Annotated in this window: 20 protein-coding genes; 8 read left to right on the top strand and 12 right to left on the bottom strand. The window is 60.9% G+C overall.

Annotation, left to right across the window (positions count from 1 at the left end; translation table 11 throughout):
- Positions 1–82 precede the first annotated feature (82 nt).
- Positions 83–505: a VOC family protein gene (locus EKL02_RS16765; protein ID WP_128903561.1), complete on the top strand. Its 423-nt coding sequence runs from the start codon at positions 83–85 to the stop codon at positions 503–505.
- An 85-nt stretch (positions 506–590) separates the two neighbouring features.
- Here the strand turns inward: EKL02_RS16765 and EKL02_RS16760 are convergent, their stop codons facing one another.
- The 4 genes from EKL02_RS16760 to recG all read right to left on the bottom strand — a co-directional run bounded on the left by EKL02_RS16760 (position 591) and on the right by recG (position 5,120).
- Positions 591–920, bottom strand: a complete 330-nt coding sequence (locus EKL02_RS16760; RefSeq protein WP_128903100.1) for a DUF883 family protein — start codon at positions 918–920, stop codon at positions 591–593.
- A 109-nt stretch (positions 921–1,029) separates the two neighbouring features.
- Entirely contained in the window at positions 1,030–1,908 is an 879-nt protein-coding gene (ubiA, locus tag EKL02_RS16755; RefSeq protein ID WP_128903099.1) for a 4-hydroxybenzoate octaprenyltransferase, read from the bottom strand.
- Between the two features lie 8 nt (positions 1,909–1,916).
- Positions 1,917–2,864 (bottom strand): hydrogen peroxide-inducible genes activator, encoded by a 948-nt coding sequence (locus tag EKL02_RS16750; protein WP_128903098.1) that lies wholly within the window; start codon positions 2,862–2,864, stop codon positions 1,917–1,919.
- A 102-nt stretch (positions 2,865–2,966) separates the two neighbouring features.
- The gene (gene recG / locus EKL02_RS16745) at positions 2,967–5,120 is read right to left on the bottom strand and encodes an ATP-dependent DNA helicase RecG (protein ID WP_128903097.1); all 2,154 of its coding nucleotides are present in this window, start codon (positions 5,118–5,120) and stop codon (positions 2,967–2,969) included.
- A gap of 136 nt (positions 5,121–5,256) precedes the next feature.
- Between recG and queA the strand changes: the two genes are divergently transcribed.
- The 5 genes from queA to secF all read left to right on the top strand — a co-directional run bounded on the left by queA (position 5,257) and on the right by secF (position 10,785).
- Positions 5,257–6,282, top strand: a complete 1,026-nt coding sequence (gene queA / locus EKL02_RS16740) for a tRNA preQ1(34) S-adenosylmethionine ribosyltransferase-isomerase QueA (RefSeq protein ID WP_128903096.1) — start codon at positions 5,257–5,259, stop codon at positions 6,280–6,282.
- On the top strand, positions 6,276–7,403 hold the full coding sequence (gene tgt / locus EKL02_RS16735; RefSeq protein WP_128903095.1) for a tRNA guanosine(34) transglycosylase Tgt: 1,128 nt from the start codon (positions 6,276–6,278) through the stop codon (positions 7,401–7,403). The genes queA and tgt overlap by 7 nt, the downstream gene beginning before the upstream one ends.
- 163 nt (positions 7,404–7,566) lie before the next feature.
- A complete protein-coding gene (gene yajC, locus EKL02_RS16730; protein WP_241687887.1) occupies positions 7,567–7,833 on the top strand; it encodes a preprotein translocase subunit YajC in 267 nt (88 codons plus the stop codon).
- 28 nt (positions 7,834–7,861) lie between these two features.
- Positions 7,862–9,721: a protein translocase subunit SecD gene (gene secD, locus EKL02_RS16725; RefSeq protein ID WP_128903093.1), complete on the top strand. Its 1,860-nt coding sequence runs from the start codon at positions 7,862–7,864 to the stop codon at positions 9,719–9,721.
- Between the two features lie 119 nt (positions 9,722–9,840).
- Entirely contained in the window at positions 9,841–10,785 is a 945-nt protein-coding gene (gene secF / locus EKL02_RS16720; RefSeq protein WP_128903092.1) for a protein translocase subunit SecF, read from the top strand.
- 66 nt (positions 10,786–10,851) lie between these two features.
- On the opposite strand, the gene EKL02_RS16715 is transcribed toward secF, so the two are convergent.
- The 4 genes from EKL02_RS16715 to EKL02_RS16700 all read right to left on the bottom strand — a co-directional run bounded on the left by EKL02_RS16715 (position 10,852) and on the right by EKL02_RS16700 (position 13,135).
- Entirely contained in the window at positions 10,852–11,298 is a 447-nt protein-coding gene (locus EKL02_RS16715) for a MarR family transcriptional regulator (RefSeq protein WP_128903091.1), read from the bottom strand.
- A 70-nt stretch (positions 11,299–11,368) separates the two neighbouring features.
- Complete coding sequence (locus tag EKL02_RS16710) at positions 11,369–11,944, bottom strand: YceI family protein (RefSeq protein WP_128903090.1); 576 nt, start codon at positions 11,942–11,944, stop codon at positions 11,369–11,371.
- Between the two features lie 54 nt (positions 11,945–11,998).
- Positions 11,999–12,562 carry a YceI family protein gene (locus EKL02_RS16705; protein WP_128903089.1) on the bottom strand — a complete coding sequence of 188 codons (564 nt, stop codon included), beginning with the start codon at positions 12,560–12,562 and terminating at the stop codon, positions 11,999–12,001.
- A 48-nt stretch (positions 12,563–12,610) separates the two neighbouring features.
- Entirely contained in the window at positions 12,611–13,135 is a 525-nt protein-coding gene (locus tag EKL02_RS16700) for a cytochrome b (RefSeq protein ID WP_128903088.1), read from the bottom strand.
- A gap of 194 nt (positions 13,136–13,329) precedes the next feature.
- Between EKL02_RS16700 and EKL02_RS16695 the strand changes: the two genes are divergently transcribed.
- Entirely contained in the window at positions 13,330–13,794 is a 465-nt protein-coding gene (locus EKL02_RS16695) for a MarR family transcriptional regulator (protein ID WP_128903087.1), read from the top strand.
- 11 nt (positions 13,795–13,805) lie between these two features.
- Complete coding sequence (locus tag EKL02_RS16690) at positions 13,806–14,564, top strand: class I SAM-dependent methyltransferase (RefSeq protein ID WP_128903086.1); 759 nt, start codon at positions 13,806–13,808, stop codon at positions 14,562–14,564.
- Between the two features lie 356 nt (positions 14,565–14,920).
- Here the strand turns inward: EKL02_RS16690 and EKL02_RS18300 are convergent, their stop codons facing one another.
- The 4 genes from EKL02_RS18300 to EKL02_RS16675 form a co-directional block, all read right to left on the bottom strand.
- On the bottom strand, positions 14,921–15,097 hold the full coding sequence (locus tag EKL02_RS18300) for a hypothetical protein (RefSeq protein ID WP_164932052.1): 177 nt from the start codon (positions 15,095–15,097) through the stop codon (positions 14,921–14,923).
- A 13-nt stretch (positions 15,098–15,110) separates the two neighbouring features.
- The gene (locus tag EKL02_RS16685; protein ID WP_206732414.1) at positions 15,111–16,205 is read right to left on the bottom strand and encodes an AbrB family transcriptional regulator; all 1,095 of its coding nucleotides are present in this window, start codon (positions 16,203–16,205) and stop codon (positions 15,111–15,113) included.
- Between the two features lie 88 nt (positions 16,206–16,293).
- Complete coding sequence (locus tag EKL02_RS16680) at positions 16,294–17,358, bottom strand: ABC transporter ATP-binding protein (protein ID WP_206732514.1); 1,065 nt, start codon at positions 17,356–17,358, stop codon at positions 16,294–16,296.
- Complete coding sequence (locus tag EKL02_RS16675; RefSeq protein WP_241687750.1) at positions 17,354–19,021, bottom strand: iron ABC transporter permease; 1,668 nt, start codon at positions 19,019–19,021, stop codon at positions 17,354–17,356. Before EKL02_RS16675 ends, EKL02_RS16680 begins: the two co-directional genes overlap by 5 nt.
- Positions 19,022–19,084: the final 63 nt, after the last annotated feature.

The following is a 19,084-nucleotide window of genomic DNA, read 5'->3' as shown; positions in this document are numbered from 1 at the left end:
CTTTTTTGATTTGAAAAAAACAAAAATGGCGATATTCTTACCTGCAGAGACGGGCTTAAAAACTTGTATTGCTGGAGTCTATATGAAACCTCGCATCAGCCTGCTGACACTCGGTGTCGATGACCTGGAGCGATCGCTTCGATTTTATCGCGATGGCTTGGGTCTAGTGACGCAAGGCAAAATTGGTACGGAGTTTGAGGATGGCGCCGTCGCCTTCTTTGATTTGCAGGCGCAACTGAAGCTCGCGCTTTATCCGCGCAAGAGTCTTTTGAAGGAAGCTGGGTTGCCATTGACGGCGCGAGGTGCCCCGGGTTTGAGCATTGCGCACAATGTTTCTTCAAAGTCCGAGGTGGACGCGGTCATGCTGCAGGCAGCAAATGCCGGCGCCGCCATCATCAAGCCGGCGCAAGATACTTTCTGGGGCGGCTACGCCGGCTATTTTCAAGACCCGGACGGTCATCTTTGGGAAGTGGCCTGGAATCCGCAATGGCCTGTCCCGGAATAACGCAGCACCAGCCAGATTTCCTGGCAGAGGGTGGAAAGGCGGCCCGCCCGTTCGAACGGGCCGTACTCCAGACGCGCGTATGCGCCTAGCGTCGCATCATCAGAAAGCCAATCACCAGCCCGGCGACTGCGCCGATGCCGACCGATTGCCAGGGATGTTCCTTGACGAACTGGTCGGTGGTGTCGACGGCATCGCGGGTGCGTGCACCGACTTTTTCTTCCATTGCGGACAGGTTGGTTTTGGCCGTGCCCATGGTTTTCTGGAATTTTGCACGCGCGCCCTGGTAGCGTTCGCCCAACTGGTCGCCAAGCTGCTGCCCGGTATTTTTGAGGGCATCGCCCGCATCTGCCGCGGCATTCTTCAGGTCGCCAGCCAGCGAATCAGCGGTATTTGCCGTTTGTGAGCCGTATTCCATGTCTGTATCCCCCGTCAAAGTGAAGCTTTGAGTGTAAGCATGGGATGCCCGTGCGGTTTGCGCAGCGTCAAAGCATGAGGGGGGATTGCGGAAGACGGCGTCCTGTCTGTCAGCGCAACGCGTAATCCAGGGCGACCCCGGCAAAGAGGGCGGCGCCGAGCCAGTTGTTGTGAAGGAATGCGGCAAAGCAGCGCATGCGCTCGCGTCCGCGGATCAGGCCATAGTGGTAGATGGCGCAGCCGACGGCGATGGCCCAGCCGGCGATGAACCAGCCGCGCAGGCCGGCGTGCCAGCCGATGGCCAGGATCGTCAGCAGGGCCACCGCGTAGCACAGCATGATGATGGCGACATCGAAGCGGCCGAAGGTCAGGGCGGATGTCTTGATGCCGATGCGGATATCGTCGTCGCGGTCCACCATCGCATACTCGGTGTCATACGCCAGGGTCCAGAACACGCTGGCCGCCAGCAGCAGCCAGGCCGTGGCGGGCACGCTGTCCAGTGTGGCGGCATAGGCCATGGGGATGCCGAAGCCGTAGGCAATGCCCAGGTAAGCCTGCGGTATGGGGAAGAAGCGCTTGAAAAACGGATACGTGGCGGCCAGCACCACGGCGACGACCGACAGTTGCAGCGTCAGCAGGTTCAGGAAGGGCAGGATCAAAAGGAATGCGGCGATGGCAAGCACGGCGGCGACGGCCAGCGCTTCGCGGCCGCTGACCTTGCCGGAGGTGATGGGGCGGTCGACCGTGCGCTTGACGTGGCGGTCGAAGTCGCGGTCGGCATAATCGTTGATGGCGCAGCCGGCCGAACGCATGAGCGCGGTGCCGATGCTGAAGATGACGACCAGGCGCCAGTCGGGATGGCCGTCGGCGGCCAGCCACAGGGCGATCAGGGTCGGCCACAGCAGCAGCAGGATGCCGATCGGCTTGTTCATGCGCACCAGGCGCAGGTAGAGTTGCAGGCGGTTTTCAGTCGTCGTGGCGGTGTGCATTGCCGGTACTAGCTTTCAGTGATGTTGGCGTCGGGCAGCATGGTCGCGCCGGCCAGATTGCAGGAAAGGATGGCCTGGCGCACGGCTTCGAGCGCGGCCTGGCGGGTGAAGCTCTTGCGCCAGGCCATCACCACCCGGCGCGACGGCACGGGCTCGGCGAAGGGGACGTATTGCAGCATGCCGTCCGGCGCGCTCGCCGCCGGCACCGACGCGGCCGGCAGCACCGTCAGGCCGATGCCCGAGGCCACCATGTGGCGGATGGTTTCCAGCGACGAGCCTTCGAAGGTGCGGGCAATGCCGTCGCCTGCCGTGGAAAAGCGCGCCATTTCCGGGCAGACTTCCAGTACCTGGTCGCGGAAGCAGTGGCCGGCGCCGAGCAGCAGCATGGTTTCCGATTTCAGGTCTTCTGCGGCAATCGTTTCGCGCCTGGCCCAGGGGTGGTGCCTGGGTGTGGCGACCACGAAGGGTTCGTCGTACAGGGCTTGCGTCTGCAGGCCGGCGCTGGGCAAGGGCAGCGCCATGATGGCGGCATCGAGTTCGCCCTGGCGCAGCAATTCGATCAGGCGCGTGGTGAAGTTTTCCTGCAGGATCAGGGGCATCTGCGGCACGCGCTCGATCATGGTCTTGACCAGTTGCGGCAGCAGGTAGGGGGCAATGGTATAGATGACGCCGAGGCGGAATGGCCCGGAAAGCGGGTCCTTGTTCTGCTTGGCGAGTTCCTTGATGGCGGCAGTCTGTTCCAGCACGTGTTCGGCCTGCGCGACGATTTGCGCGCCCAGCGGTGTCACGGACACTTCGGTGCCGCCGCGCTCGAAGATGACCACGCCCAGCTCGTCTTCCAGTTTCTTGATTGCCACCGACAGGGTGGGCTGGGCAACGAAGCAGGCTTCGGCGGCATGACCGAAATGCTTGTGGCGCGAAACGGCGACGATGTATTTCAATTCGGTTAAGGTCATCTGGCGGCTTCCCTGGGTACTTCCCGTTTTGCAAATGCAAGGATAACGCAGAATCGCATTCGCTACTGTCTTGCGGCTTCTTCCGGCGGGCCTGGGCCGGCACTACACTTTCAGGAATTCTTCTTTTTCGCCAAGCCAGCGCGCCAGGTGCCTGGCGACCGTGGCGGGATCATTTTGCAGCAGCATGTGCGCAGTCTCGCGCGCTTTTTCTACCAGCCACTGGTCGGTTTCAAGATCGGCAAAGCGCAGCAGCGCCTGGCCCGACTGGCGCGCGCCGAGGAATTCGCCGGGGCCGCGGATTTCCAGGTCGCGCCGGGCAATCTCGAAGCCGTCGGTGGTTTCGCGCATGGTCATCAGGCGCTGGCGGGCGACGGGGCCGAGCGGGCCCTGGTACAGCAGCAGGCAGACGCTGGCCGCCGCCCCGCGGCCGACGCGCCCGCGCAACTGGTGCAACTGCGACAGGCCGAAGCGCTCGGCATGCTCGATGACCATGAGCGAGGCATTGGGCACATCCACGCCGACTTCGATGACGGTGGTGGCGACCAGCACGTGGGTGTCGCCGCGGATGAAGGCATCCATCACCATTTGTTTTTCCGCGGGTTTCAGGCGCCCGTGCACCAGGCCCACGCGCAGGTCCGGCAAGGCTGCGGCCAGCGCGGCATGGGTGTCGGTGGCGGTCTGCAATTGCAGCGCTTCGGACTCTTCAATGAGCGGGCAGACCCAGTAGGCCTGGCGGCCTTCCTGCGCCGCCGCATGCACGCGCGCGATGACTTCCTCGCGCCGGTTCTGGTCGACCACGCGCGTGACGATGGGCGTGCGCCCGGGCGGCAGCTGGTCGATCACCGATACTTCGAGGTCGGCGTAATACGTCATGGCAAGCGTGCGCGGGATGGGCGTGGCCGACATCATCAACTGGTGCGGCACGGTGGCGCCGCCATTGCTGTCATCCGTTGCCGCGGCGTCGGCCAGGCCCTTGTTGCGCAACGCCAGGCGCTGGCCGACGCCGAAGCGGTGCTGCTCGTCCACCACCACCAGGCCCAGCTGCTCGAACTGCACGCCGTCCTGGATCAGGGCGTGCGTGCCGATCACCAGGCGGGCATGGCCGGATTCGATTTTTGCCAGGGCCGCCTGTTTTTCTTTTTTCTTCAGGCTGCCGGTCAGCCAGGCCACGGGCACGCCGAGCGGCTCCAGCCAGGCGGCGATCTTGTGGAAATGCTGCTCGGCGAGGATTTCCGTGGGCGCCATCAGCACCGCCTGGTAGCCGCTGTCGATGGCTTGTGCCGCCGCCAGCGCCGCCACCACCGTCTTGCCGCTGCCGACATCGCCCTGCAGCAGGCGCTGCATGGGGAAGGGCTGGCGCAGGTCGGCGCGGATTTCATCGAGCACGCGCTGCTGCGCCGGGGTCAGGCTGAAGGGCAGCGCGGCAAGCAATTCCGCAGAAATCTCGGCCGTGCGCGTCAGCGGCGCGGCGCCCTTGTTGCGGCGGGCCAGTTGGGCGCGCTTGAGCGATAGCTGCTGCGCCAGCAGCTCGTCGAATTTCATGCGGATCCAGGCCGGGTGCGAGCGCTCTTCCAGGGCATGCTCGTCGACGTCGGCCGGCGGGTTGTGCAGCAGGCGCACCGCGGCTTCGAATGACATGAGCTTGAGCGAGGCGCGCAGGGGTTCCGGCAGGGTGTCGTGCCAGTCGATTTGCGCCAGGGCGTCCAGGATGGCGCGGCGCAGGAGCGCCTGCGACAGGCCTTCGCCGGCCGGATAGACCGGGGTCAGGGCGGTGGGCAGCGGCGCGCCTTCGTTGATGACCTTGTAGGCCGGGTGCACCATCTCGGCGCCGAAAAAGCCGTGGCGCACTTCGCCGCGCGCGCGCACCCGCGTGCCTTCCGCAAGCTGCTTGGTCTGGCTGCCGTAAAAATTCAGGAAGCGCATGACCAGCGGGCCGCTGTCGTCGGCAATCGTCACGACCAGTTGCCGGCGCGGGCGGAATTGCACGTCGCACGCAGTCACGATGCCTTCGACCTGGGCCACCCCGCCGCCCATGAAGCCGGCTTCGGCAATTTGCACGACCTGGGTTTCATCCTCGTAACGCAGCGGCAGGTGCAACGCCAGGTCATTTGCCGTCTGCAGGCCCAGCCGCGCCAGCTTGTCGGCGAGCTTGTTGGGGGACGCGGCTTTCTTGCCGGCTGCCTTGCGGGCGGCCGGCGCGGCAGCGCCTGGCCTGGCGGCGGATTTGGCAGTCGGTCCGGGTTTCGGTGCGGGCATTTGGGGTAGTCAGGCCGTAAAGTCGGCGGCACAGCGTAAAATAGCGGGTTTGTCCGTGTTGCCGCCGTCATTTGACGCTGCGGCAGTTGTCATGGCATTTTGCCATGCGGCCCTGTTCCCCGTCATTGTTTGCAGCATGTATTCACTTTCCGATTTTGATTTTGACCTGCCGCCCGAGCTGATTGCGCAACTGCCGCTGGCCTCGCGCAGCGCCTCGCGCCTGCTGGAGGTCGACGGCAGCCGCCTGGTGGACCGGCAATTCGCTGAAATTGTCGATTTGCTCGCGCCAGGCGATTTGCTGGTGTTTAACGATACCCGCGTATTGAAGGCGCGTTTTTTTGGCGTCAAGCAAAGCGGCGGCAAGGTCGAGGTGCTGATCGAGCGCATTCTCGACAACTTAACCGTCCACGCCCAGGTACGCGCCTCCAAGTCGCCGCAGCCGGGCAGCACGATCCGCCTGGCCGATGCCTTCGAGGTGACGGTGGGCGAGCGCGCCGGCGAGTTTTATACCCTGTCCTTCCCGTCCGACGTGTTCGAGCTGGTGGAGGCGCACGGCCGCCTGCCGCTGCCGCCGTACATCGCGCATGCCGCCGATGAAGTCGACGAGGAGCGTTACCAGACTGTCTACGCGCGGCAGCCGGGCGCGGTCGCTGCGCCCACCGCCGGCCTGCATTTCGACGAGGCGCTGCTTGCGCGCCTGCGCGACAGGGGCGTGAAGATGGCCTTTGTCACCCTGCACGTGGGCGCCGGCACCTTCCAGCCGGTGCGCAGCGAAAACCTGGCCGAGCACCAGATGCATAGCGAGTGGTACACGATTTCCCAGGAAACCGTGGACGCCGTGCGCGCTACACAAGCAGCCGGCCATGCCGTGGTGGCAGTGGGCACCACCAGCCTGCGCGCGCTGGAATCGGCGTCGCAATCGGGCAGCCTGCAGGCCGGCAGCGCCGACACGCGCTTGTTCATTACGCCCGGTTATGCCTTCAAGACCGTCACGCGGCTGGTGACGAATTTCCATTTGCCGAAGTCGACGCTGCTGATGCTGGTTTCGGCGTTTGCCGGCTACGAGACGATCCGCGCTGCCTACCTGCACGCGATTGCGCAGAAATACCGGTTTTTCAGCTATGGCGATGCCATGCTGCTCACGTTGAAAAAAATATGCTGAAATACGAATTGCTCAAGACCGATGGCAAGGCCCGCCGCGGCCGCCTGACCCTGAACCACGGCACGGTGGAAACGCCGATCTTCATGCCGGTTGGCACCTATGGCACGGTCAAGGCGATGTCGCCGCTGGAATTGCACGAGATTGGCGCTGAAATCATCCTCGGCAACACCTTCCACCTGTGGCTGCGTCCCGGCACCGACGTGTTCGACAAGTTTGGCGGCTTGCATGATTTCATGGGGTGGGACAAGTCGATCCTGACCGATTCCGGCGGCTTCCAGGTGTTTTCGCTGGGGGAAATGCGCAAGATCACCGAAGAAGGTGTGAAATTTGCCTCGCCCATCAATGGCGACAAGCTGTTTTTGTCGCCGGAAGTGTCGATGCAAATCCAGAAGTCGCTCAATTCCGACATCGTCATGCAGTTCGATGAATGCACACCCTATGAAATCGACGGCCGGCCGGCCACTGAAAAGGAAGCGGCCGACTCGATGCGCATGTCGCTGCGTTGGGGCAAGCGCTCCCGCGATGAATTCGACCGTGGCGAAAACCCCAATGCCCTGTTTGGCATCGTCCAGGGCGGCATGTTCGAGCATTTGCGCGATGAGTCGCTGGCGGGGCTGGAAGAAATCGGTTTCCACGGCCTGGCCATCGGCGGCCTGTCCGTGGGCGAGCCCAAGGAAGACATGTTGCGCATCCTGGCCCATGTCGGCCCGCGCCTGCCGGCCCACAAGCCGCATTACCTGATGGGCGTGGGCACGCCGGAAGACCTGGTGGCGGGCGTGGCCAATGGCATCGACATGTTCGATTGCGTCATGCCCACGCGGAATGCCCGCAATGGCTGGCTGTTTACCCGCTTTGGCGATGTCAAGATCAAGAATGCCCGTTACAAGGATGATACGGCGCCGCTGGATGAGACGTGCGGCTGCTACACCTGCCGCAACTTCTCGCGCGCCTACTTGCACCACCTGCACCGTGCCGGTGAAATCCTGGGGGCACGCCTGAATACCATCCATAACCTCTATTACTACCTGCAATTGATGCGTGACATGCGCGCGGCCATCGAGGCAGGGGAATTTTCGTTGTTTCTCGTGCGTTTTGCCGTCGATCGCGCCCACGGCGCCTGAGCTTGCGCACGCATCTGGCCAGTCTGACATTTGGCCCCGGCAAAGCGCTTTTACGGTGCTAAAATGCCGGGTCATTCTTATTTACCATTAACTACTGGAGTCAAACGTGTTCATTTCCAACGCTTATGCACAAGCCGCCGCTGCCGGTCCGGAGTCCAGCTTGATGAGCTTTTTGCCGATCATCATCATGTTCGCAGTGCTGTACTTCCTGATGATCCGCCCGCAAATGAAGCGCCAGAAAGAACAAAAGACCATGATCGAAGCGCTGGCCAAGGGCGATGAAGTCATCGCCGCCGGCGGCCTGGTCGGCAAGGTTACCAAGGTGACCGATGCCTACGTCACCCTGGAAGTGGCCAACGGCACTGAAATCGTCGTGCAAAAGGGCGCGGTCGCGACCCTGCTGCCGAAGGGCACCGTCAAGGAACTGTAATAGTTTCGTCACCGAACGCTGGAGCACCATGAATCGCTATCCTGTCTGGAAGTACATCATCATCGTCATCGCGCTGCTGTTTGGCGTGCTGTACACCTTGCCCAATTTCTTTGGTGAATCGCCGGCCGTGCAGATCAGCAGCGGCAAGGCCACCATGAAACTGACCCCGAGCACTGCCGAGCGGGTCGGCCAGGCATTGCAAAAAGGCAGCATCGCTTCCGATAGCGTGGTGTTCGAGCAGAGCGGTACGCAAGGCACGGTGCGCGTGCGCTTTCACGATACCGATACCCAGTTCAAGGCCAAGGCTTTCCTGGAAAAGGAATTGAATACGGATCCGGCGGACCCGGCATTCCTGATTTCCTTCAACCTTTTGCCCAACACGCCGAAATGGCTGCAGGGCCTGCGCGCCATGCCGATGTACCTGGGCCTGGACTTGCGCGGCGGCGTGCACTTCCTGATGCAGGTCGACACCAAGGCGGTGCTGAACAAGCGCGTGCAGGGCTTGCAAGCGAGCGTGCGCAGCGTCCTGCGCGACAAGAATGTGCGGCATGCCGGCATTTCCCGCAATGGCAATACCATTGAAGTGGCGTTCCGTGACGAGCCGACCCGCGCCCTGGCGCGCGCCGCGCTGGAAAAGGATTTTGGCGACGTGCTCTTTACCGAGGCGGCCACCGCCGACGGTTTCAAGCTGCAAGTGGCCCTGCGCCCCGAAGCCATCAAGTCCACGATGGAAGATGGCCTCAAGCAGAATATCTCGACCCTGTCCAAGCGCGTCAATGAACTCGGCGTGGCCGAGCCGGTGATCCAGCGCCAGGGCGCCGACCGCATCGTGGTCGAGTTGCCGGGCGTGCAGGATGTCTCGCGCGCCAAGGACATCATCGGCCGCACCGCGACCCTGGAAGTGCGCATGGTTGACGAGTCGATCACGCGCGGCACCGAGGAAACCGCAGCCGTGCCGCTGGGCTCGGAACTCTTCAAGGTTGGCCGCGGCGTCCCGGTGGTGCTGTACAAGGAGCCGATCATCACAGGCGACTATATCGCCAACGCCTCCGCTACCTTCGACCAGAATCATCAGGCGGCCGTGGCCATCGACCTGAATGGCGATGGCGGCCGCAAGATGCGCGAAGCCACCCGTGGCAAGATCGGCAAGGATATGGCCATTGTCCTGTTTGAAAAGAACAAGGGCGAGGTGCTGACGGTGGCAACCATCCGCGATGAACTCGGCTCGCGCTTCCAGATCACCGGCTCCGGTTCCTCCACGGAATCCAGCGACCTGGCACTGCTGCTGCGCGCAGGTTCCCTGGCTGCGCCCATGGAAATCATCGAGGAACGCACCATCGGCCCGCAGCTGGGCGCCGACAATATCGAAAAGGGCTTCAAGTCGGTGCTGTATGGCTTTGCCGCCATTGCCGTCTTCATGGTGATCTATTACCACCTGTTCGGCTTTTTCAGCGTGCTGGCGCTGAGCATCAACCTGCTGCTGTTGCTGGCCGTGCTGTCGGCGATGCAGGCGACGCTGACCCTGCCGGGCATGGCGGCGATCGCCTTCACCCTGGGCATGGCGATCGACGCCAACGTGCTGATCAACGAGCGCATCCGCGAAGAGCTGCGCGCCGGCGCCTCGCCGCAGTCGGCGATTGCCGCCGGCTTCGACCATGCGTGGGCCACCATCCTGGACTCGAACGTGACCACCATGATCGCCGGCCTGGCGCTGCTGATCTTCGGTTCGGGCGCCATCCGCGGCTTTGCAGTCGTGCATTGCCTGGGCATCCTGACCTCGATCTTCTCGTCGGTGTTCGTCATGCGCGGCATTACCAACCTCTGGTACGGCCGTCGCAAGAAGCTCTCCAGCCTGTCCATCGGCCAGGTCTGGAAACCGGAAGCTTAATAGTTTAAATTGCGGGACAGAGTTAAGCGAAGCGGTACTCTGTCCCCAACTGATTCTAACTGGACAGATTTTCTAAACGCAGTGGTACTCTGTCCACAACTGACTAAGATGGGTCAATAATGGAACTATTCCGCATCAAAAAAGACATTCCGTTCATGCGCCACGCGTTGATTTTCAACGTGATTTCGGCGCTGACCTTTGTCATCGCAGTGTTCTTCCTTGTTAACAAGGGCTTGCACCTGTCGATCGAGTTTACCGGCGGTACCGTCATGGAAATCGCCTATCCCAAGCCGGCCAACCTGGATACGATCCGCACCACGATCACCCAGCAGGGGTACAGCGATATCCAGGTGCAAAGCTTTGGCACCGCGCAGGATGTGATCGTGCGCCTGCCGGCGCAAAAGGGCGTCAGCTCTGCCCAGGTGAGCGAGAAGGTCATGGCCGGCCTGAAGGCGCAGGATGCCACGGTTGAATTGCGTCGCGTCGAATTCGTCGGCCCGCAGGTGGGCGACGAGCTCGCCCACGATGGTTTGATGGCGCTGGGCATGGTGATCGTCGGCATCGTTGTTTACCTGGCGATCCGCTTCGAATGGAAATTTGCCGTGGCGGCGATCATCGCCAACCTGCATGACGTTGTCATCATCCTCGGCTTCTTTGCCTTCTTCCAGTGGGAATTCTCGCTGACCGTGCTGGCCGCGGTGCTGGCCGTGCTCGGTTACTCGGTGAATGAATCGGTGGTGGTGTTCGACCGCGTGCGCGAAACCTTCCGCGACCGCCGTTTCGGCAAGCTGACGACACCGGAAGTGCTGAACCATGCCATTACCAGCACCATTTCGCGCACCATCATCACGCACGGTTCGACGCAGATGATGGTGTTGTCGATGATGCTGTTCGGCGGGCCGACCATCCATTATTTCGCCATTGCCCTGACCATCGGCATCCTGTTCGGCATTTACTCGTCGGTGTTCGTCGCCGCCGCCGTGGCGATGTGGCTGGGCGTGACCCGTGAAGACCTGATCAAGCCGGTCAAGCCGAAGGACGAAACCGACGGCGCAGTGGTCTGACGCTGCCTGTAGTCGAAAAAAAAGCCGGCGCATGCGCCGGCTTTTTGTTGCCTGTTGTGGCCTGTTTCAGTCCTTGCTGCTGGCGATGGCGACGTCCAGCGCGGCTTTCAGGCGGCCCAGTTCGCGTTCGAGCGCCGCAAAGTCTTCTTCCTTGTAATCAAGGAAAGGCTGGCGGCAGTGCTGCACGTGACTCGGGAAAATGCGTTCGAATTCTTGCTGCCCCACGGTGGTCAGTTGCACCAGCGTGCAGCGCCGGTCGTCGGTTTGCGCCACGCGCCGGACCAGCCCACGGGCTTCAAGGCGATCGATCACGCCAGTCAGCGTCCCCTTGGTGATCAGGGTACGTTCGCCCAGTTCGCGGAAAGTCATGCCTTCGGTGTTGCCGAGGGTGGCAACAATGTCGAATTGCGAGGACGTCAGTTTGGTGCGGCGCACGTCGGCATTCGATAGCTGCTCGAAGGTCTGGTAGCACTGCGCCAGCAGGCGGATGCTGCGGAAAAAACGTTCTGCCATAAGAGTAAAAAGGCGCCCGGGTTGCCGGACGCCCTGGATATGAAGCCGGCGCGCAGCGCCGGCGTCGGGTTTAGTCAGCTTTCAGGGCTTCGACCTGGATGGCGAGCTTGATTTCCGGCGAGAAGCCCATCTTCACGCCGTAGTCCAGGCCGAAGTCGGCGCGGTTGAAGGTGCCGCTGGCGTCGGCGCCGCAGGCTTCGCGCTTGAACATCGGATGCTGGATGCACTTGAACTTGTTGATGGTCAGGGTGACCGGCTTGGTCACGCCCAGGAGGGTCAGCTCGCCTTCGACGGCCACCGGGGTGTCGCCGTCAAACTTGATCGACTTGCCCTTGTAGGTGGCGGTCGGGAATTTTTCGATGTTGAACATATCCTTGCCCTTGGCATGGTCGTTCATCTTGGCGTGACCGAAATCCAGCGAGGCGGCATCGATGGTGATATCCAGCGAGCCGGTCTTGGCAGCGCGGTCGAGCACGACGGTGCCGGTCGACTTGTTGAACTTGCCGCGCCAGAAGGAAATGCCCATGTGGTCGGCTTCAAAGCTCGGGTAGGTGTGGTTTGGCTCGATGTTGTAGGTGGTCGGGGCGGCAAATGCCGAGACCGAGGCGAAGGCCAGTGCTGCTGCTGCGATGTGCTTGAGTTTCATGCTTGAATCCTTGTGAAGTAGGTTGCTGGATAAAGGTTGCTTGCGGCTTTGCTGCTATTGCGCCGAAACGACGCGGAATTTGATGGTGACTTCGTCGGCGACCATGCTGGTGTCTTTCCATTCGCCTTCGCCAATGTTGTAAGCCAGGCGCTTGATCGGCACGGCGCCTTCAAAAATCTGGTTGGCGCCTTCTTTTTTTACGGTCAGCGGAAAGGCCACGTCGGCAGTCTTGCCCTTGATGGTGAGCTTGCCGGCCACGTCGAGCTTGCCGCCGGCACCCGGCTTGATGCTGGTCGAGGCAAAGCTGGCCTTGGGATGCTGGGCGGCGTTGAACCACTCCTTTTTCATCACTTCGCCATTGAATTCGGCGCTGCCCAGGTCGAAGCTGGCGATATCGATATCGACATTGGCCTTCGAGGCTTCGGGCTTGGCGGCGTTGTAGTCGATTTGCGCGGCGAATTTCTTGAACTTGCCCTCGACCGGCACGCCCATCTGCTTGGAGACGGCAGATACGCTGCTCTTGGCGGTATCGACTTTAAGTGCGGCATAGGCCAGGCTGGACAGTGCCAGGCACAGCAGGGCGGTGCTGCCGGTGCGGATCAGTTTGCGCGGTTGCATAGTGCGAGTCCTTTTCGGGAAAGTGGACGGAAAATTGTTAGGACAGACTCAGGGCAGCATGCGCTTGAGCACGCCATCGCGGTCGATGAACTGGTGTTTCAGTGCTGCGGCCACATGCACGGCCACGGCAGCCAGCAGGCCCATGTTGAGCCAGTAGTGCACTGCCTTGAGCACGACCTTCCATTCCGGATTCGGCTCGATCAGCACCGGCAGGGGCAGCACCCCGAGGTAAGTCACCGGCACGCCGGCAGCCAGGCTGTAGAAATAGCCGGACAGGGGAATGGCAAACATCAGCACATACAGCAAGCCATGCAGCAGGGCCGAGATCTTGACTTGCCAGGCTGGCATGCTCATCGGCAACACTGGCCCCGCATGGGTCAGGCGCCACAGCAGGCGCACGGTGGCCAGTCCCAGCACGGTCACACCGAGCCATTTGTGCCAGGAAAAATATTTCAGTTTGGTCGGGGTCAGGCCAGGAATATCCACCATGGTCACCCCGAGGGCGAACGCGGCAACGATCAGCAGGGCGACCAGCCAGTGCAGGGCCATGGCGGTCTTGGTATATTTTTCCATGTTTTTATAGAAATTTGTTTGGTTTAAATTAGTTCGCATTAGGACTAATATAGCAAAAAAATCGCAAGCGTGCTTGCCGACGAAATTTGTGTGGGGGAGCGCATAGCTCGCGACTGCGACCCCATGTGTTGATGAGCGTAATCAGCACAATGCCAACATTGAATTTACATTAGTGCTAATGTATTATTCGATGCATGGACTCCAAACAAAAGGCTGGCCTTGGTGAACTGCTGCGCTACGTTAGCGAACTTGTCGAGCAAGGCGCCGACGAACACTACCGTGCGATGAGCCTGAGTTACCGGGCGCGATACACTCCCGTACTGCGGGCATTGAATGCCGGAGCGCAAACCGTCACCGACATTACCGAGCGCACTCATCTGACCCAGGGAGCGATCAGCCAGACCATTGCACTCCTGGATAACGATGGGCTTATCTCGCGCCACGCTGTCGACGATGGGCGCAAAAGTAGGATTCAGCTCACTGCGGTCGGGCGCACTCTCGTGGGCAAGTTGGAGCGGCATTGGGCAGTGACCTTTGCCGCGATCGCCAGCCTGGAGGAAGAAATCGGCTATCCACTTCGGCAAGTGCTGGAAGCTGCGGCCAAAGCGTTGGAGCGTGAAGGATTCTCAGACCGTATCTCTGCCATTAAAGCCAAGTAGAGCACACGCAAATGTCGACTGAAATACCGTCAGCACGGAACTGGTTCGACCAAGGCGGCCGAGCTTATGCACGCTTTCGGCCGGAGTATCCCCCTGGCGTAGCAGCTTTCCTGGCTTCAGAGGCACCGGATAAACAGATCGCGGTCGACGTTGGATGCGGCAATGGACAATTGACGCAACTTCTCGCCCCATACTTTGCCAGGGTTATCGGTCTTGACCCAAGCGCCGACCAGATAGCAAATGTTACCCCAAACGAGCGAATCAACTACCAGTGCGCTCCAGCGGAACAACTTCCCCTCGCCGATAAAAGTGTAAGCCTGATTACCGCCGCCCAGGCTGCGCACTGGTTCAACTTGCCGGCTTTTTATCAGGAAGTTCGTCGGATTGGCATTTCAGGGGCAATCCTGGCGCTGATTAGCTATGGCGTGCTCAAGCTTGAACCAGGCCTAAATGATTGCTTCCAGAAGTTTTATTACGACGAGATTGGTCCTTATTGGCCACTGGAACGGAAGCTTGTCGATACAGGTTATACGACCATCAACTTTCCTTTTGAAGAGCTTACCGCTCCTTCCCTGGAAATTCATCTCGAATGGAACCTGTTCCAGTTTCTGGGTTATCTCCTGACCTGGTCCGCTGTCCAAAATGCAAAGGAGGCCGGGAAAGAAGAAATCCTCATGAAGTTCGCAAACAACATGGCCAAGGCTTGGGGCAACGCAGACCTCAATCGCGCCATCTCCTGGCCTATCAATATGCGCATCGGAAGGTTATAACTACCGAAGAGCCGTTTGCTCGTCCCAACGGCCTTCGCCACAGCGCACGACTTATTGTAGAACGTCTACATACTGTACCCGAGGTTGATACCTTCCTGGCCCGGCTTCCAGGATATGCCACCGGTACTAGCGACCGCGATGATGATCGTCATTGTCAAACCGACTTACATCATGGTGTTGCCCCCCTTTCTTCAAAGTGGGCAAGACACCGCAGGCACAATTGTAGACGTCAGCCATCGCAATAGCGCAATAGCATAATGCTCCAGAAAATCTGGATGATTCAAATCAGATGCCAAACTCACGACAAGCTTGATTGACGCATCCAGATTGACGCATCCAATGTGCGTATCGCAGTCTCAGTTGTAACCGAGCACAGCCACGTCCTCCAATTCCGTTAATTCAGCTTCATCAATGGGCGGCAAACAGATAGCAGATGTTGCCTGATGTTCAGCTGAAGCTGATCCAGCCTGATTAATCGTTAAATCGACAGCGTCTGCGCTGACGATATGGGATTTGGCAGCTTGTTGAGTCAAGATTATCTCCTCTCTAGTTTTTAGATGAAAAATTGTTACTGCGCCAGGCAAGGTAATAACGGCACAGCAACGGTGCAAAAACTGTTAGTAGTACAACTCGTAAAACGTGGGTGGCCGTTACTAAAGGAACACTGAGATGCATTTCGCGGGCAGTAATGCTCATCTCCGCCATACCTCCCGGTGAGGCGGCGAGCAGTAATGGGGCGAAAGGGATAGGAATCATTAAACCCAGCAGGCTGACGATGGCTGCACAAAGAAGCAGCGTCAGGACGGTGGCACCAGCACTGACGCTAAGAAAACGGGGCGCAGCGCGGAAGAAGCTGGGTGAAAAGCGATTTCCGAGTGCGCTACCAATCATCAGCTGACCGCCGTTGACCAGCCAACCGGGAAGGCTGGTAAGGGTCACGCTGGCGGCGGTCAGCGCGCCGATACAGAGCAGTGGGCCGAGCACCCAGGCGTTGGCGATGCGCAGTCTGGAAAATACGAAGACACCGGCAAGCGAGACGACGAGCAGCATCGGAAAGCGCGCCCAGTCGACGGCACGGGCTATGGCAATGAATGTTTCGTGACCTTCGTATGCGCTGTGGTGCAGTACAAAGGGAATGACACTGACGACCAGCATGACGCGCAAGGCATGGGCGCCGGCAACGCGGTCGATCTGCCCGCCGTGGCGGTCGGCCAGCACTACCATTTCTGAGGCGCCGCCAGGCAGGCCGGCAAAGAGGGCGGTAGCCGGAGTGACTTGCCCCCAGCGTTCGAGCTGGCGGGCGGACACGATGCCGAGGAGCACAGCGCTGCCGGCCATGAGCAGGATGGCCGGGGCGTGACGGCCAAGTTCGCTGAGCACGGCGGGCGTGAAATAAAGACCAAGCGCGGTTCCGATAGCCCATTGCCCGGCCTGGCGACCACCGGGCAACGCAACCAGCGGCAGGCCGGCGACGCGCAGGATGGCAATGGAGAACAGCGGGCCGAGCATCCACGGCAACGGTAAGTGGACGGCCGCGGCGGCCCAGCCGGCCAGCGCGGAAATGGCGAGACTGGCGGCAATCATTGCGGACTGCTGCAAACGGGAAAAGGGCATGGTTCCGGTCAACACGAAAATCGGCACTAAGGTAAAAAGATACGCCCTGTCCAAGCAAGGAGGCAGGGCGCCGCGTGAAGCGAAAATGCGTAGCAACGCAACTACAAGGAGATCGTTAGAAAATCCACACTGCGTCGCCCGGCAACTCTAGCCAGCGTTTGCCTGGCGCCTCGTGGCGCTTGCCCCAGGCCCGCAGCAGATCCTTGCCGGCGTGGAAGACATACTCGTAGCGGTCTCCAAGGAACATCGAGGTGACCAGGTCGACTTCTGCCCGGTTGTGGCCGCTGGCGTCGGCCAGATGGACTTGTTCGACGCGGATTACCGCTTTGGCTGCCTGGCCGACGCCAGCATTGGTGCGGCGCTGCCCCCAGACTGAAATGCCGTTGTCGAGGTCAATGCGCGCTTCTTCACCTTTGATCTCACCAATACAGCCGTGCATGTTGTTGTTGCTGCCCATGAAGTCAGCGACAAAATAGGTTTGCGGGTTGCCGTACATTTCGGTCGGCGTGCCTTGCTGCTCGATGACGCCGCCATTCAACAGCAGAATGCGGTCGGACATGGCCATCGCTTCCGACTGGTCATGGGTGACGACCAGCGCCGATAACTGCATCTCGATGATCAGGTTGCGCAGCCAGGCGCGGGCGTCTTCGCGCATCTTGGCGTCGAGATTGGACAGCGGCTCGTCGAGCAGAATCACGGGCGGGTTGTAGACCAGCGCCCGCGCAATCGACACGCGCTGCTGCTGACCGCCGGACAGTTGGTGCGGATAACGCTCGGCCAGGTGATCAAGGCCTAAGTTCTTCAATGCGGCCTGGACGCGCTGAACGATCTCGTTCTTGCCAACCTTGCGCAGGACGAGCGGATAGGCGACGTTGTCAAACACCGTCTTGTGCGGCCACAGCGCGTAAGACTGGAAAACCAGGCCGAGCTCGCGCTTTTCGGCGGGAATGTCGAAATTGGCGGCGGCATCATAAATGGACCGGCCGGCGATGCTCACGCTGCCCTGGTGCGGTTGCTCCAGGCCGGCCACAGCGCGCAGCAGTGTGGTCTTGCCGGAGCCGGAGGGGCCGAGCAGCGAGACGACTTCGCCACGGCGCAACTGCATCGAGACGCCTTTGAGGATGGGGTTGGTGCCGTAGGACAACACGAGGTTGTCGACGGTGAGGATTGTCTTGTCAATCATGAAGTTTCACTCCAAAGCGCAGCGCGACAGTCAGGCCGATGCCGACCAGCGCCATGTTGATCAGGGATAGGGCGGCGACCACATCAACGGCGCCGGAAGCCCACAGGGATACGATTTGCGCACCGATGACCTCGGTGCCGGGTGACAGCAGATAGACGCCGGTCGAGTATTCGCGCTCGAAGATCATGAAAACAAGCAGCCAGGCGCCGAGCAAGCCATTGCGGATGAGCGGCACGGTAATGTCGCGCGAGACTCGGGCGCGGGAGGCGCCGACCAGGCGGCCAGCTTCTTCGAGTTCCGGGCCGACCTGCATCAGTGCGCTTTGGATCAGGCGCATGCCATAGGCCAGCCAGACGATGGCATAAGCAAACCACACCGAGAACAGCGTGGACCGCGCCGGCGACAGGAAGGGCACGAAGAGGAAGACCCAGAACACGGCCAAACCGGCCATCAGGCCCGGCACGGCGCGCGGCGTCAGCACGATGTAATCGATGAAGCGCGAGATCAAGTCATTTTTGCGGTGCGTGGCAAGCCCGACGGCGAGGTAGCAACCAACAGCCAGGGCGCCGCCCAGCGTGCCGATCAGGATCGAATTGATAATGGCGCGAATCATCGTATCTTCCTGGAACACGGCACGGAAATGATCGAGGGTCAGGACTTCGAGCAGGTTGATGCCCTGGCCCCAGCTGCTGACTACCGAACGCAAGGCGATGCCGGCCACCGGCACGATTACGGTAATGAACAGCCAGGCGACGATCAGGGCCAGTGCCACCCACTTCCAGGGGCCGAGCGTCAGTGGCCGCTGGCGGGCCGACTTGCCCTTCATCGCCACGAAGCGTTGCGCCGACTTGAGCAGGAAGCGTTGCAGAAGCACCAGCGGGAACGTCACCGCGATGATGCAGGTGGCGACTGCCGCCATCAGATGGTAGGAGGGCGTGCCAAGCTTGTTGGTCAGCTTGTACAGGTAAGTGGTCAGCACCAGATGGCCTTCCGGATCGCCGAGGATCAGCGGCAGGCCGAAGATTTCGAAACCGAGGAAGAAAACCAGTACGCCGACATAGAGCAGGGCCGGCGACACCATCGGAATCGACACGTCGCGGGCGACGCGGAAAGGGCTGGCGCCGCTCAAGCGGGCCGCTTCCTCGACATCGGAGCCGAGATTGCGCAGGGCTGACGACGAGTAAAGATAGACGTGCGGCACGTGGGTCAGGCCGGCGATGACAATGATCGAGGCCATCGAGTAGATGTTCCAAGGCACGCTGCCGAAGATGTTCTGAAACCCCACCGAGAAGAAGCCAACCGGGCCGAGCGACACCACGTAGCCGAAGCCGAGGACGACCGGCGAGACGAAGATCGGGATCATGATCGGCGTCTCCAGCCACTTGCGGCCGGGCAGGTCGGTGCGGACCATGATGAAGGCGAGGATGGCGCCCAGCGGGATGGCGATGGCGCTCATGCCGATGGCTACTGCCATCGTATTCTTGGCGGCTTGCCAGAAATCCGGATCATTGAAGATGAAGGCATAGGACTCCAGACTCAGCGCGTGCGGCATGAAGAATGGGCCGGACAGCGCGCTCTGGTAGAGCACCAGGCCGATGGGGAAGAAAACGGACAGGGCGAGCAGAGCCACCACAGCCCGTCGGGGCAGTGTTTGCAACATGGGATTTCCTTGGGAAAGGAGTGGGGGCGCTCCCTCCCCGTCAAGGGGAAGGAGCATCAGCAA

Source organism: Janthinobacterium sp. 17J80-10, assembly GCF_004114795.1.
Taxonomy (GTDB): Bacteria; Pseudomonadota; Gammaproteobacteria; order Burkholderiales; family Burkholderiaceae_D; genus Paucimonas.
The sequence above is the reverse complement of the archived record's forward strand: the minus strand, read 5'-3'. Positions and strand labels throughout refer to the sequence as shown.

What these genes read in the sequence shown, in the direction of transcription:
- EKL02_RS16690 (WP_128903086.1), top strand. Translation starts at nt 13,806, where the DNA reads ATGTCGACTGAAATACCGTCAGCACGGAACTGGTTCGACCAAGGCGGC.
- EKL02_RS16710 (WP_128903090.1), bottom strand. Translation starts at nt 11,944, where the DNA reads ATGAAACTCAAGCACATCGCAGCAGCAGCACTGGCCTTCGCCTCGGTC.
- tgt (WP_128903095.1), top strand. Translation starts at nt 6,276, where the DNA reads ATGCTGAAATACGAATTGCTCAAGACCGATGGCAAGGCCCGCCGCGGC.
- secD (WP_128903093.1), top strand. Translation starts at nt 7,862, where the DNA reads ATGAATCGCTATCCTGTCTGGAAGTACATCATCATCGTCATCGCGCTG.
- EKL02_RS16715 (WP_128903091.1), bottom strand. Translation starts at nt 11,298, where the DNA reads ATGGCAGAACGTTTTTTCCGCAGCATCCGCCTGCTGGCGCAGTGCTAC.
- yajC (WP_241687887.1), top strand. Translation starts at nt 7,567, where the DNA reads ATGAGCTTTTTGCCGATCATCATCATGTTCGCAGTGCTGTACTTCCTG.
- ubiA (WP_128903099.1), bottom strand. Translation starts at nt 1,908, where the DNA reads ATGCACACCGCCACGACGACTGAAAACCGCCTGCAACTCTACCTGCGC.
- queA (WP_128903096.1), top strand. Translation starts at nt 5,257, where the DNA reads ATGTATTCACTTTCCGATTTTGATTTTGACCTGCCGCCCGAGCTGATT.
- secF (WP_128903092.1), top strand. Translation starts at nt 9,841, where the DNA reads ATGGAACTATTCCGCATCAAAAAAGACATTCCGTTCATGCGCCACGCG.
- EKL02_RS16750 (WP_128903098.1), bottom strand. Translation starts at nt 2,864, where the DNA reads ATGACCTTAACCGAATTGAAATACATCGTCGCCGTTTCGCGCCACAAG.
- recG (WP_128903097.1), bottom strand. Translation starts at nt 5,120, where the DNA reads ATGCCCGCACCGAAACCCGGACCGACTGCCAAATCCGCCGCCAGGCCA.
- EKL02_RS16700 (WP_128903088.1), bottom strand. Translation starts at nt 13,135, where the DNA reads ATGGAAAAATATACCAAGACCGCCATGGCCCTGCACTGGCTGGTCGCC.
- EKL02_RS16675 (WP_241687750.1), bottom strand. Translation starts at nt 19,021, where the DNA reads ATGTTGCAAACACTGCCCCGACGGGCTGTGGTGGCTCTGCTCGCCCTG.
- EKL02_RS16760 (WP_128903100.1), bottom strand. Translation starts at nt 920, where the DNA reads ATGGAATACGGCTCACAAACGGCAAATACCGCTGATTCGCTGGCTGGC.
- EKL02_RS16705 (WP_128903089.1), bottom strand. Translation starts at nt 12,562, where the DNA reads ATGCAACCGCGCAAACTGATCCGCACCGGCAGCACCGCCCTGCTGTGC.
- EKL02_RS16765 (WP_128903561.1), top strand. Translation starts at nt 83, where the DNA reads ATGAAACCTCGCATCAGCCTGCTGACACTCGGTGTCGATGACCTGGAG.
- EKL02_RS16695 (WP_128903087.1), top strand. Translation starts at nt 13,330, where the DNA reads ATGGACTCCAAACAAAAGGCTGGCCTTGGTGAACTGCTGCGCTACGTT.